Source organism: Kocuria sp. LHG3120, from assembly GCF_049897445.1.
GTDB classification, from domain to species: Bacteria; Actinomycetota; Actinomycetes; order Actinomycetales; family Micrococcaceae; genus Kocuria; species Kocuria rosea.
The window spans coordinates 28,298-41,455 of record NZ_JAFCWG010000001.1; the positions used below are offsets into that span (position 1 = coordinate 28,298).

Below are 13,158 nucleotides of genomic sequence, written 5' to 3' on the forward strand. Positions count from 1 at the left end.
GCACCAGCGGTCCCGCACAGCAGGTCGGAGAGATCGCCGGATGGAGCGCTGAACGCTCCACCCGGCGATTACCTTGGCACACCTCCGTCAAACCCCTTACCGCTCTACACTGCCAAGAACCGGCCCCGGTGGCAGATCCCCCGGCCTGGTAAACCCACTGCAACCACGGGAGGACCGCTGACAGGGGCGGGCCGGGCTCATCAGAGCCCGGCCCGCATCCTCGTCTCCACCTGCTCCCCGGCCGCTCGCAGATCGACCGCTGGGTTAAGCCGCTGCAGGCCCTGCAGGATCACGGTGCGCTTGGCCGCAAACCGCCGGGTAGGTACCACCACGGCCACGGCTTGTAACGCGCCGGTGGGCCCGATCTGCGCGGTGGCCACCGCGCAGATGCCCACGTTGTGCTCCTCGACATCCACGGCGGTCCGGGTGGTGCGCACCGTTTCCAGCTCGGCCAGTAGGACCTCACGGTCGGTGGTGGTCGCTTCGGTGAACCGCTGCAGCGGAGCCGGTAGCAGCTCGGTCACCCGCGCAGGCGGCAGGAAGGCCAGCAGCGCCTTGCCGATACAGCTGGCGTGCAGGGAGAAGCTCTTGCCGACTTGGGTGACGCCTTTGAGTCGCTCTGGGGAGGCCACCTGGTCCACGACCACCACCTCGCGGCCGCTGAAGATCGCCAGCTCCACGTTCTCGTTGGTCTCCCGGGCCAGGGCCACCAGCCGGGAGCGGTTGGCGCTGAGCAGCTGCAGGTGCCCGGCCAGACCGAACTTCAGCAACCCCGGCCCTAGGGCGTAGCCGGGCCGATCCGGTAGGCGCACGAGGTAGAGCTCGGCCTCCAGGTCCTGCACGGTGCGGTGCACGGAGGAGCGCGGCAGGCCGGTGCGGGCGGCCAGCTCGGTCAGCGTCAAGGGCCCCCGGCTCTCGGCAATGGCGTCCAGGATGAGGCTGGCCCGCGAGAGGGTCGTCACCGCGTCACCCTAGCTCAGCTCGCAGCGGTCCAGGTACGGGTCACGGTCAGTTCCCGCACCGACCAGTCCTTCTCGGCGATGAGCAGCTCGTACTCCCCGAGAGTGTGGAGCACCGGGGCCGAGGGGGCGAGCACCCACCGGGTGTAGTGCGCCCGGGCCCGCCACGTCCCCGGCTCCTGAGCCGGTTCCACGACCAGGTTGGACACATCATGGCGATGGCCCACCGGAGCGCTCCACAGACCGGCGAAGAAGGCCCGCGCGCTCTCGGCGTCGTCGGATCTGCCGGCGGGGAACCGCACCCGGGATCTACCGAGCAAGTTCACGACGGCGTCGACGTCCTTGCGGTCGGCGATCTCCGTGTAGCCGTGCAACAGATTCGCGACCCGGTGCCGGGCTTCTGCCGCCCCGGCACTCACCGGGATTCCTCGGCGTGGGCGGCCTGCCACTGACGCACCCAAGCGCGGCCGTAGTCGTTGCCGTGCGGGGTCCGCAGCACGGTGTGGATGTGGAAGTGCTTCGGGATGTCGTAGTCCAGGAACACCCCGCAGTGGTGGTCCAGCTCGGCGATGACCACCGGGGACTGGATCCGGTAGTAGAACACGTCCCCGGACTCGTGGCCGCCGATCCAGCTGAACCACGTCTCGTCCAGGTGCTCGGCGATCTCCCGCATCCGGGCCGTACGCGGGCCCTCGGGCAGGGGCAGGACGAACTGCTCGGCGATCGACAGCACCAACCGCTGCGCCTCGTCCGGCATCTCGGCCACCCGGATCCCCTCGAACGGGATGACCCGGTTGTCCTGGAACGCCCCGGCCAGGTGCCGCTCGTCCCCCGGATGCACCCGGCCGGCGGGCATGGCCGGGTCCACCATCTGCTCATAGACGGTCGCTGCGGCCCGCTGATCGGCGGGCAGGGCGGCCATCAGCTCGGTGCCCAGGCGGATGCGGTCCCCGAAGGCGGCCGTGCCGGCGTGGGGGCCGGCGTCGACCTCATTGGGCTCGGCACCGAAGAACACCGGGCCGATGGCCATGCGCCCCTCGACCACCAGACAGTTGACCGCGCAGTGGTGGCCGTACAGCTGCCAGCCCCACGGGGCGGTGGGGTGCGGGGTGCCGTAGAGGGCGATGTTGTAGCTGAACTCGTTGAGCACATTCTCCAGGCCCACGACCTCCCCGAGGAAGCCGTTGATGAGCATCATGTCGTGGGCCAGCCGGTAGCCCTCCGGGCTCAAGGACGTCTCCATCAGGGCCAGCGCCTTCTCCCGCACCTGCTTGGGCTGGAACTCCAGGCGCAGACCGGTGTCGAACTGCATGAACTCCGGATTCGCCCAGGTCTGCCACTCCACCGCGTCCACCGCGTGGGTCAGCTTTTCCCGATCCTCCTCCGACACCGCCGCCAGCAGCGCCTCGGCCGCGGCCACCATGGCCACCACCGGGGCTTCCTCCCCAGGCTCGGCCGGTGCCAGCGGGTACAGCCCCTGGCGCAGGATGCCGCCCTCGGTCACCCCGCGGAACTTGTTGAGGTACAGCGGGGTCCAGCCGCGCACCAGTTCCCCCGTGAAGGTCCCCGGCTCCCGGGCGACCTCCCGGTAGGCGTATGCGTCCAGACCCTTGACCTCCGTCAGGCGCGGGTGGTCGGCGGGGTAGAGGTACTGGCGGAACTCGGCGGTGGACTGGATCGTGGACTCGTTGCTGGACTCGACGTCGGTCATGGCGCACTCCCTCGTGCTGGTCGAATGGCTCGTGCTGATCAAGTAGGTGGGCGGGTCAGTGGGTGGTGTTGTGGTCGGCGACAGCGACGCGAACGGCCTCGACGTCACCGGCGGCGATGGCCTCCACCAGCGCGGCGTGCACCCGGTGCCGCTGCGTGCGGTAGGCGGCCGCGGCCGGGTCCTCGGCGTCGAAGCGCGAGGACGCCGTGGAAGACAGATGGCCCAAAGTGCCGGTATAGACCGCCCGGGCCATGGCGTTGGGAGCGATCTCGGCGATCCGGGCGTGCAAAGCCCAGTTGGCGCGCATGAACCCGTCCCAGTCCCCGGCCGCCTCCATCTCCCCCAGCAACCGGCGCAGGTCCCCGACGTCGGCGGCCGTGCGGCACCGGGCCGCCCCGACATCGATGAGCTCCTCGAGGTGGTCCCGCAGCTCGATCGCATCCAGTACCGCGGAGGGGTGCTCGTCAACGCTCAAGAGCGTGTGGCGCAACCGCACCACCGGCGTCGGCTCGGCCATAAACAGGCCCCCGCTGCGCCCCGGGCGGATCTCCAGCACCCCGCGTTCGCGCAGCAGCCGCACCGCTTCGCTCACCGTGGAGCGGGCGTACCCGCTCTCCTCCCGCAACGACTGCAGCGTCCCCACGAAGTCACCCGGTTGCAGCCCCTGACCCCGGATTCGATCGTCCAGGGCCGCAGCCAACTGCTCGGCCCGCGATCGCGGGCCCGGCAGCTTGAGGGCTTCAGCCTCGACGGAGGAAATCGGTGCTGTCCCGGAATCCTGGCCAGGGGGATGTACCGCCCCTGTGTTCTGTGTCATGCTCCTATTCAAGCACAAAAGATGCGAATGTTTTAGAGGTTTATGTGTGGCCGGGACACCCCGGCACCGGAAGGGGCAACGCATGAGAATCGTCGGAATCCGCCGCCACGGAGGCCCAGTGGAAGTCGCCACCCTGTCCCAGGACGGGACCGAGGTCACCGTCCTGGCCGGGCTCGAGGAGTTCTGGCTCGACGCCCCCGCCCACCTCTCGGCTGCCGCCTCCGCAGAGGTGCTGCCTGCCGCCGAGGTGGAGTTCGTGCCCCCGGTCCTGCCCGGGGCACGGGTGGTCTGCATCGGGCTGAACTACCTCAAGCATGTGGCCGAGGGGTCCTACAAGGACCAGCAGCTGCCCGAACACCCCACGCTGTTCGCCCGCTGGACCCAGTCACTGACGGTCGGCGGGGCGGAGGTGCCGGTGCCCGCCAACGAGGACGGGCTGGACTGGGAGGGCGAGATCGTCGCTTGGGTCGGCGGCTCCCTCGTGGACGCCACCCCGGAAGAGGCCCTGAGCGCCGTCGTGGGCTACTCAACCTTCAACGACCTCACCGCCCGCCGGGCACAGAAGCTCACCTCCCAGTGGATCCTGGGCAAGAACAGCGACCGCTCCGGGCCGCTGGGCCCGATGGTCCCGGCCGCCGCAGTCGGGGACCTGCGCGACGGCCTCCAGGTGGTCACCCGCGTCAACGGCGAGGTCGTCCAGGACGGCAACACCACCGAGATGGTTTACACGGTCGGGGACACCCTGGCCCACATCTCCCGCACCTTCACCCTCCGCCCCGGGGACCTGCTGGCTACCGGCACCCCGTCGGGGGTGGGCTACGCCCGCGACCCGCAGTGGCTGCTGCAGCCCGGCGACGTCGTCGAGGTCGAGATCGACAAGCTCGGGACCCTGCGCAACACCGTGGTCGGCAACGACGCCCGCCACGCCGCCACGGAGACCGCCGCCGGGAAGGCCCTGCGATGAGCACCCCCGGACCCCTGGCCGGGGTGACGGTCCTGGATCTGAGCCGGGCGTTGTCCGGGCCCTACTGCTCCGCCCTGCTGGCCGACCTCGGGGCGCAGGTGATCAAGATCGAAAGCGCCAAGGGCGGAGACGTCACCCGGCTGTGGCCCCCGTTCGAGGACGAGCATAGCCTCTACTTCGAATCCACCAACCGCAACAAGTCCTCCATCGCCCTGGACCTCTACTCCCCCGACGGTCAGGCGATCCTGCACCGCCTGGTGGAACAGGCGGATGTGCTGCTGGAGAACTTCCGCCCCGGGGTGCTGCCCAAGCTCAGCCTGGACTTGGAACAGCTACGACGGGAGCGGCCCGAGCTGGTGATCGCCTCCATCACCGGTTTCGGCACCACCGGGCCGCTACGCGAGGCCGCCGGTCTGGACCAGGTCGCCCAGGGCATGGCCGGGCTAATGTCGGTCACCGGCCCCGACGCCGAGCACCCCTACCGCTTCGGGGTGCCCATCATCGACATGGTCTCCGGGATCTTCACCGCCCTGGGCATCGCCGCCTCCCTGGCTGGGTGCGCCCGCACCGGCCAGGCCACCGCAGTGGCCACCTCCCTGCTGGAATCGGCCCTGGCCCTGTCGGCTTTCCATGGTCAGGGATATCTGAGCACCGGCAAGATCCCCACCCCGCAGGGCAACGACCATGCCTCGCTGACCCCTTATGGCACCTTCCGCACCGCCGACATCCCGCTGATCATCGCCGTGGGCAACGAACGCCAATGGGTCCAGTTCTGCGCACTGCTCGGGGACCCGGAGCTGGCCACCGACTCCCGGTTCGTCACCGGGCGGCTGCGCACCCAGCACCGCGCCGACCTGAAGCAACGGCTGGAGGAATTGCTGGCTGCCCGGCCGGCCGCAGCATGGATGGAGACCATTCGTGCCGCCGGGATTCCGTGCGGACCGATCTACACCTACGAGCAGGCCTTCGCCGACGGGCAGGTCCGCGCCCTGGACATGGTCCAGCACCTCACCCGCACCGACGGCTCCGCCCTGCCGCTGCTGCGCGGGCCGCTGAGCCTGGACGGGGTGCCCACCGCGGTGCACAAGGTGCCGCCGCAGTTGGGGGAGGACACCGTCGACATCCTGACCGGCGCCGGCCTGACCCCCGAGCAGATCGACGACCTCATTGACCGCGGGGTGGCGCACACACCTCGGGCCCACGCCTCGACCACCGGAGGACCCCGATGACTGCTGAACCGATCCCCGAAACCTCCACCGGCGCCCTGAGCGTGCACCGCCAAGGGCCCGTGGCATGGGTGGTGCTGGAGCGCCCCGAGCGGCGCAACGCCCTGTCCCCGGCGATGTGGGCGGATCTGCCCGCCCTGTTGGAGGAGCTCGACGCCGACCCGGGCGTGCGGGTGATCGGCCTGCGCGGTGCCGGTGGGGTGTTCTCGGCCGGGGCCGACATCGCTGAGGTCTTCGACTGCCTGGGCGAACCCGGCACGGGCCTGCCCCGCGGCGGGTTGCTCACCGAGGCCGAGGTGGCCCTGACGGCGGTGCACAAGCCCACCGTGGCCGCCCTGGAGGGGTACTGCATGGGTGGGGCCTGGATGCTGGCCGGGGCCTGCGACCTGCGCATCGCCACCACCTCCCTGCGCATCGGGCTGACCCCGGCGAGGATTGGCATCATTTTCCCGGCCACCGGCATCCAGAACCTCGTGCGCCTGGTCGGCCCCGGGGTGGCCTCCTACCTGCTGCTCACCGGGGACACCGTCACCGCCGCCGACGCCGAGGCCTGGGGCATGCTCACCCGCGTCGTGAAGGATGAGCACTTCGAGACGGTGCTGGGCGAGATTGTCACCGGTCTGGCCCAGCGGTCCCAGCTGACCATGCAGGCGCACAAGCACCTCATCCGCCAGACCCACAGCGCCGAAACGGAGGCCGCCGCCTTCGGCACGGACGAGATCTCCGAGGCCCTTTTCCGCCAGGTCCTCGACGGGCCCGACGCCCGGATCGGCCAACAGGCGTTCCTGGCGAAGAAACACCCCCGATTCGAGTGGTCCGGGGAACACTTCTGGGCTGAGTGGCACCGGCGGCTGACGGCCAGCGGCGGATTTCACCGGCAGCGTGCAGGAGGTCGCCGATCCCGCCGACCGTTCCGGGCCCTCCGTTCATAAGGGGACCGATCCGTGCAGAGCTCGGTGTTCCACCACCTCAACCTCGAGCTCCAGCCATTCGATGCCACCGCCGCCATCGGAGGAACCCTTGCTGTTGCCGCTCTGCGGCGATGGATCCCACACCCAGAGGAAGCTCGATGCCTGCCATCCCCTCCCGGCCCCGTCCTCGGGAAGACGCATGGGCGTGCCGTGGGATGTTGGGCGGAGAGACCAGCGGCCTGCTCCGAGGGGTGTCCGAGCAGGCCGCCGATGTGGCCTCAGGGGCCGGGTCGGGTCAGCGTTCGATGACGGGCAGGTAGAGGTGGCTGTCGAACTGGCCCCCGGTGTGGATGATGTGGTGGCCGGCGTTGTGTAGCGGGGCGAAGACGATCTCGAACGGACCGCTGTAGCGCTGGATCGGGGCGCCCTTGACGATGACTCGCAAGGTCTCGCCGGGTTCGAAGACGACGCTGTTTGGCCAGATCTCGATGTCCACGGGCACCGGGGTGCCGTGCACGAGCCAGTGGCGGTGGGTGTGGGAGTGCCAGGGGCGTTCCGGGGTGGAGCGTTCCTCGTCCAGAGCCCGGTGCGAGACCCGCAACCAGCCGAAGCCCATCGGGCCATCGTTGTACATCTGAGAGAACGTGAATGGCACCCGGCTCCCGTCCGGATCGAGCTTCTCCACCCCGACGAACAGGTCGGCGTCGTTGCTCAGGTCGGTGGAGATCCACAGCCTCAGCTTGGCGTTGCCGGTCATCTCAGTGCGTTCCCGGAAGCTGAGGTCGAAGGTCGCCGACCCGTCCTCGTCGGTGGAGACGTAGGAGACCGTGGAGGCCGTTTCGGGGCGCTGGTCGCCCAGGGACCCTTCGGCGGCGTCGAGCCACAGGGTGCGGTAGCTGACATCGGGCAGGGGCCAGTCGGGCTCGTCACGGAAGCTCCACTGGTCCTCGCGGGTGCGCACCCCGATGCGCACCCGGGGCCAGTTGGCCACGTCGTTGTCGGCGTCCATCAGGTAGCGGTCGAAGAACTCCTTCTGGCGTTGGACGGATTCGGGCTGGTAAAACCCTTCCCATTCCTTGTCGCCGCGGATCTCCAGGAACTTTTCCGGTGAGCTGATGCCGCGCCACGCCTCGATGGTCCCGCGCAGGTGCAGGTTGTTGGGGAACTCGGTGACGGCGTAGGCCGGGACCTGGACCGCCTCCCAGTCGGCGACCCGGCACTGCCAGTACTCATCGAAAGTGGGGTGGTCGCGCATCCCGGCTTCCATGTCCTCGACGCGCTGCCGGCCGGTGCCGGTGAGCATCATCCAGCCGTGGATGAAGGGGAAGGAGGGGATGCCCCCATGTAGATAGGCCTCCCGGTAGCAGTCGCTGGCCGCGTCCCAGGGCAGGATCGCGGCCAGGTGCGGCGGTCGGGTCGCCGCTACCGACCATGCGGTCATCGCGAAGTAGGACACCCCGCCCCATCCGACTTTGCCGGTGCACCAGTCGCGTCCCGCCAGCCACTCGACGACGTCGTGGCCGACCCAGGCCTCTTCGGGGGTGAAGAAGGTCGCATCACCTTCGGAGTACCAGTTGCCCACCCCGTCGACGATGGCGATGGCGTAGCCCCACGCCGTCCAGCGCACCGGGTCGAACTGTTCCCACGGCACGAACTCCGAGAGGGTCTCGAAGGGGATGCCGGAACCGGCCCACATGGTGGCGATGTCCAGGTGGGGGTGCTTGCCGAAGGGGGCGTAGCCGACGATCACCGGGGCCTGGACCGCGCCCAGGGGCCGGAAGACATCGGCGTAGACGGTGCCGCGTCGGGTGGGGATCGCCACGTCGCGCTCGATGAGCATGTTCCCGTGCTCCTCGGTGCGGTACCCGAACCCCGGGTGGGGCTTGGCGCCGAGCAACGGCTCGGTGGGCGCCCGGCCCGGTCGGTAGGTGCGGCCCAGGCGCGCGTCGGTCCGGGCCTGCTCCTCGCGGGTCCAGGCCGGGCCGGTGCGGGTGCTGGTCTCTTCGGTCACTGCAGGGCTCCTTCGGCGGCCGGGACGATGGTGTTCCACTGTCCCCAGGCCCGTTCGGTGGTCAAGGTGGATGCTTCGACGCTGGCGGGGTTCTCGACCGCCGGCCGCGGTGGGGCATCGGCCCCGGAGTAGTCCCACACCACCCGCTCCACTACGACCATGGAGAAACTGCGCTCAGCGTCGATGAACTGGCTCTCCAGTTCCTGGCAGACGGGGTCCGCCTCGCGGCGTCGCCGGAAGCTGCGGGCCGCCTCGGGGGTGGGGAACCACAGCTCCTCGATGGCGGTGTAGGTCTGCACCCCGCCCATCTCAAACAGGGTTCCCTGGAACATCGCCGCATCCAGGGGCAGCTGGGTGTTCTGCACGTAGCGACGCAGGTCGTTGCCGTCGGCGGCCAGCTCGTAGATCCGCTCGGCGTATTCGTCGCGGCCGCGCTTCTCGAAGGTGTCCCGGTCCACCCCGGCGGCTGGCGCCAGGAAGTTCACCACCTTCACCCCCGTGCCCGGGACGATGCCGGGACCGAAGGACCGGTCGGCGACCACCCCGGTGAGCTCGATGACGAACTCCTTGTCTCCGAAGGCGTGCGGCTGCATCCGCCGCGGGTAGTCCTCCCCGCCGAAGATCTCCTTCAGGGCATGGACGTCAGGCATCATGTGGTTGGCGATCGAGTACCACCCCTTCTCGTGCCGGCCATAGGGGAACGCCTCCTCCGGCACCTCGTCGGGGGCCCTGTGCTGGGAGTACTTGATGAACCCCGCCATCACGCTCGGGGTGGTGAGCATCAGGGCCACATGGATGACCCCCCACTCGTAGTCGAACATCTCCCGGTCCGCACCGGGCCGGGGGCGAGAGGCCAGCCAGAAGTTGATCATCGTCGGTCCTTTCCCACAGGCTCCAGCTCCACGGTGGATCTGGACCTGCCTCCAGGATGTGACACGGAGCACACTTGGTCCATGTCGAAATAAGCGGAGATCATTAACAAAACCTGAACGATCGCCGGGGGTAGCGCCGGGCGGCCCCACCGGTGCCGCGCGCCCCCTCCGGGTTGACCCCGCCAGGGCCTGTCCTGGGTCAGGAGGCGGTCGAGCCAGTGGGGAAATACTCGTCGACCAACCCGGCGAAGCGCCCTAGCAACGTGGAGGCGGGACGTTGGAGCAGAGACATGTTGAACGGTGCGCCGGGGATATCCGTCACCGCCGCCCAGCTCACCCCGGGGTGGTGCGTAGCCAGAGCCACAGGCTCGGGCACGAGGTGGACCCCCAACCCGGTGGCGACCATGGCGAAGGCCTCCTCCAGGTTGCGCACCTGCGGTCCCCGCCGAGGCCGGCCACCGTCCGGGCGCGGATCCACCAGTGCCCAGCTGATGTAGCGGTCATCGGTGGCCTCCGGCACCAAGAACGTCGCCGCGGACAACTGCGCCACCGAGGTCTCGCCGCCATCGGAGTCGCTCAAGCTGGTGGGGTCGCTCAGGCCGGCGTCGGAACCGGCGTGGAGAAGCACGACCCGTCGGGCCGTGGTCAGCGTCCGGGTGGCCACCCCGTCCAACCAGTTCGGACCCCAGGAGAACACCACATCGACCTCACCATCCCGCAGGGCGGAAGCGATGCCGTCACGGGTGACGTGGCGAAACTCCAGACGGGTCCCAGCCAGGCGCTCCGGAACCGCCGCGAACACCTCCGACAGCAGCTCCGGAGCCCCCACATGCACGAACCCGACCCGCACCACCGCCTCCTGGGCCCGACTCGACCAATGGCGAATGCGGTCGTGGACATTGATGGCCTCCTGCGCCAAGGGCAACAGATCCCGTCCCTCGGCCGTGAGTTCCACCCGGCGCGAGGAACGGGCGAACAAGGACGTGCCCAGCAAGGCCTCCAGGCGGTGGACCTGCTGGCTCAGAGCTGGAGTGGTCATGTGTAACGACTGTGCTGCCCGGGTGAAGTGCAACTGCTCCGCCACCGCCACGAACGCCCGCAAAGCAGTAATATTGGGTTCCGCCACGCCCCGCCCTTCATAAAAGTTCCCTTAACGGTAGAAACCGGCTGTGGCGAAGGCAACACGAGAGGCTGTCTCATCGGCACCTCTGGCGCTGCACATCTTCTCCTCGCATAGAGTGTGGCCGCTCGTCCTCGCGGATCGCCCACCAATGGGGCACCTGCCGCACGGCCCCGTCCTGGAGCATGGACGGGGTCGAGAAGTTGGCGGACATCTGCGGAAGGAGACCCTGGCTGGGTTCCTGCGGTGGTTGCACCACCTCGGGGCTTAGGGTGTCACCACCGCGCGCGTCCAGCCAGTTCGCCTTGCTTCTACAGCACGGGAGTCCTCCTGCTCAGGGAGCGGGACGGTGCAGGCGGTGCAGCACGAGTGCCAGCTGGAAGCGCAGGCGTCCGTGCGGGTCAGTGACGGACCATCCCAGGGCTCTTTCGGCGCGGAGGAGTCGTTCCTGGAGGGTGGAATGGTGGATTCTTAGGTGCGCGGCGGCGGCACGCAGGCTGGTGGTGGAGGCGACGGCATCCAAAGTGATGAGGACTCCCGGGGTCGTGGTGGCGGCGCGCTGCAGGGCGATTTCGTCTGGGGTCAGTGGGGTGTTGGGGCCTACGTGGTGGGCCAGCAGGGCCAGTCCCCCCATCTGTTCGGCGTACACAGTCCGAGGACCGGGGTCCTCGGGTGTGCCTTCGGCGCTCAGGCGTAGTGCCACCTGGGCTGCTGTCCAGGAAGCGGGCAATTCCAGCACCGGCACTGCCGGCCCAATTCCAGCCCGAAAGGCCCCAGAGGATGCGTCGGGAGCAGGGGTCATGACTTGGATGTGCGCCTTCCCTCCGGGCAGGGCGAGGGCCCGGGCCAGCGTGGAGATCGGCAGACCCATGGCTCGAGCGGCGTGCCGTCGGGTGGACTCCGGCACCTCAGCATCGATGAGCACCTGCGCCCATTCAGTGTCACCGGGTCGGGCTTGTCCCCGGCCGCGAGTGCGCTCAAGTACCTCTCGAGCCAGAGTGGCAGCGCGCTCGAGCACCACCGCGTCAACAGTGCGGGCCGGGCCGGGGCGTTCGATCCATAGCACGGCATTGTCACCGTCGTCACTGCCGAGCGAGGCGCTCAACCACTGCGGGTCCAAGGCTTCTGGATCATAGTGGGATACCCCGTCCTCACCCACGCGCAGGTGCACGTGGCGGCCGGGATCCACGATCCCGGCCGCGGCCCCGGTCAGAGTTACGGCCCCGCGCACGATGGCCGACAGGCCCGGACGGGATTGGGCCAGGGTGTCGAAGTAGGTGATCGCCCGTAGGGCGGCGCCGGCCTCGGGGTCCAACGCTGACAGGCGCACAGTCAGGTCCTTCACCGCTTCATCGTCCTCCCGCCGCGACCATCCCGCCAGGGTGGTCCTACCGCTGCATTGGTAGAACCACCCTGCCGGGATGGTGAGACTCCCGGTGGTCTCAGCTCTCCAGCAGGCGCCGCAGCCAAGCCAGTCGCGCCGCCTTTGCCTGCTGAGAAATTGGAGCGGTGGGTGCGAAGAGGTCGAACCCGTGGCACCCCCCGGGCCACACGTGCAACTCCGCGACACCACCGGCAGCCCAGATCCGGCTGGCGTAGGCGACGTCCTCGTCGCGGAAGGTCTCGGCCGAGCCGACATCGATGAACGTTGGGGGCAATCCGGACAAATCCGTAGCCCGGGCCGGGGCCGCGTAGGGGGATACCTCCGGGCCCCCGCAGGTCTCCCCCAGCAACGCCGTCCACCCGGTATGGTTGGAGGCCTGGTCCCACACGCCTAGCCCGGCCATCTGGTGGGCTGAGACGGTGTTGTTGCGGTCATCGAGCATGGGGCACTCCAGCAGCTGTCCCGCAAGCTGCGGCCCACCCCGATCGCGGATCAGCAGTGCGACAGCGGCGGCCAGTCCCCCACCCGCACTGCCGCCGGCTATGACGATCCGCTCCGGGTCGACCCCCAGCTCCTCGGCGTGCTCAACCGTCCACACCAGACCCGCGTAACAGTCCTGCACCGGCCCGGGGTGTGGAGTCTCCGGAGCCAGGCGATAGTCCACCGACACCACTGCCATACCCAGCTCTTGGGCCCAGTCCAGCACCTCGGGTAGGCCGGTGCGGCTGTCCCCGACCACCATGCCCCCACCGTGGATGTGGTAAACGGTAGCCACCGGATCGCCGCCCACTGCCGCCGGCCGGCAGATCAACACGGGCACCTCAGGCGCGCCCTCCGGGCCTGGGACCAGTCGCTCCTCGACCTCGAAGAACCCACCGCGGGCCAGCTCCTCATTCGACGGCGGCTCTATTCCCGGCCTGCCCTGGCGCAGTACAGGAATGGCCTCCAAGGTAAAGGCATCCGGCGGCATGAATTGGTTGAGAACCTGCACCGCGGCCGCGACCTCAGGGTCGAACGGCGGGGGCGGTCCGACCTCGACGACGGGTGGTGCTTGCACAGACTCAGTCATGGAAGGCTCCTTCAACATCGACCCGACACCTTGTGTGATGTCGCTCACGCCAGCATGGTGCTTATTTGTCTTACAGCAGAGCCGTCGAACGGCGGAAACGCCCCGCCGAATGGC

The 13,158-nt window shown here is 69.1% G+C and carries 12 protein-coding genes; 3 read left to right on the forward strand and 9 right to left on the reverse strand.

Annotation, left to right across the window (positions count from 1 at the left end; translation table 11 throughout):
• Positions 1-200 precede the first annotated feature (200 nt).
• The 4 genes from ACP7CD_RS00135 to ACP7CD_RS00150 are packed head-to-tail and all read right to left on the reverse strand — an operon-like array spanning position 201 to position 3,571.
• The gene (locus ACP7CD_RS00135) at positions 201-962 is read right to left on the reverse strand and encodes an IclR family transcriptional regulator (protein ID WP_426118227.1); all 762 of its coding nucleotides are present in this window, start codon (positions 960-962) and stop codon (positions 201-203) included.
• 14 nt (positions 963-976) lie between these two features.
• Positions 977-1,378: a nuclear transport factor 2 family protein gene (locus ACP7CD_RS00140; protein ID WP_426118229.1), complete on the reverse strand. Its 402-nt coding sequence runs from the start codon at positions 1,376-1,378 to the stop codon at positions 977-979.
• Positions 1,375-2,670, reverse strand: a complete 1,296-nt coding sequence (locus ACP7CD_RS00145; protein WP_426118231.1) for a DUF3500 domain-containing protein — start codon at positions 2,668-2,670, stop codon at positions 1,375-1,377. Before ACP7CD_RS00145 ends, ACP7CD_RS00140 begins: the two co-directional genes overlap by 4 nt.
• Positions 2,671-2,725: 55 nt before the next feature.
• Positions 2,726-3,571: a FadR/GntR family transcriptional regulator gene (locus ACP7CD_RS00150; protein WP_426118233.1), complete on the reverse strand. Its 846-nt coding sequence runs from the start codon at positions 3,569-3,571 to the stop codon at positions 2,726-2,728.
• Positions 3,572-3,605: 34 nt separating this feature from the next.
• Between ACP7CD_RS00150 and ACP7CD_RS00155 the strand changes: the two genes are divergently transcribed.
• Genes ACP7CD_RS00155 through ACP7CD_RS00165 form a run of 3 tightly spaced genes read left to right on the forward strand, consistent with a single transcriptional unit; the run spans position 3,606 to position 6,609 of the window.
• The gene (locus ACP7CD_RS00155; protein ID WP_426118235.1) at positions 3,606-4,451 is read left to right on the forward strand and encodes a fumarylacetoacetate hydrolase family protein; all 846 of its coding nucleotides are present in this window, start codon (positions 3,606-3,608) and stop codon (positions 4,449-4,451) included.
• Positions 4,448-5,680: a CaiB/BaiF CoA transferase family protein gene (locus tag ACP7CD_RS00160; RefSeq protein WP_426118237.1), complete on the forward strand. Its 1,233-nt coding sequence runs from the start codon at positions 4,448-4,450 to the stop codon at positions 5,678-5,680. Before ACP7CD_RS00155 ends, ACP7CD_RS00160 begins: the two co-directional genes overlap by 4 nt.
• Positions 5,677-6,609, forward strand: a complete 933-nt coding sequence (locus ACP7CD_RS00165) for an enoyl-CoA hydratase/isomerase family protein (protein WP_426118239.1) — start codon at positions 5,677-5,679, stop codon at positions 6,607-6,609. The genes ACP7CD_RS00160 and ACP7CD_RS00165 overlap by 4 nt, the downstream gene beginning before the upstream one ends.
• 274 nt (positions 6,610-6,883) lie before the next feature.
• Here the strand turns inward: ACP7CD_RS00165 and ACP7CD_RS00170 are convergent, their stop codons facing one another.
• The 5 genes from ACP7CD_RS00170 to ACP7CD_RS00190 all read right to left on the reverse strand — a co-directional run bounded on the left by ACP7CD_RS00170 (position 6,884) and on the right by ACP7CD_RS00190 (position 13,044).
• On the reverse strand, positions 6,884-8,599 hold the full coding sequence (locus tag ACP7CD_RS00170; protein WP_426118241.1) for a CocE/NonD family hydrolase: 1,716 nt from the start codon (positions 8,597-8,599) through the stop codon (positions 6,884-6,886).
• Positions 8,596-9,471 carry an EthD domain-containing protein gene (locus ACP7CD_RS00175; RefSeq protein WP_426118243.1) on the reverse strand — a complete coding sequence of 292 codons (876 nt, stop codon included), beginning with the start codon at positions 9,469-9,471 and terminating at the stop codon, positions 8,596-8,598. The genes ACP7CD_RS00170 and ACP7CD_RS00175 overlap by 4 nt, the downstream gene beginning before the upstream one ends.
• Positions 9,472-9,670: 199 nt before the next feature.
• Positions 9,671-10,597, reverse strand: a complete 927-nt coding sequence (locus tag ACP7CD_RS00180) for a LysR family transcriptional regulator (RefSeq protein WP_426118245.1) — start codon at positions 10,595-10,597, stop codon at positions 9,671-9,673.
• 328 nt (positions 10,598-10,925) lie between these two features.
• The gene (locus ACP7CD_RS00185) at positions 10,926-11,936 is read right to left on the reverse strand and encodes a helix-turn-helix domain-containing protein (RefSeq protein ID WP_426118247.1); all 1,011 of its coding nucleotides are present in this window, start codon (positions 11,934-11,936) and stop codon (positions 10,926-10,928) included.
• A gap of 97 nt (positions 11,937-12,033) precedes the next feature.
• Complete coding sequence (locus tag ACP7CD_RS00190; RefSeq protein ID WP_426118249.1) at positions 12,034-13,044, reverse strand: alpha/beta hydrolase; 1,011 nt, start codon at positions 13,042-13,044, stop codon at positions 12,034-12,036.
• Between the last annotated feature and the right edge of the window lie 114 nt (positions 13,045-13,158).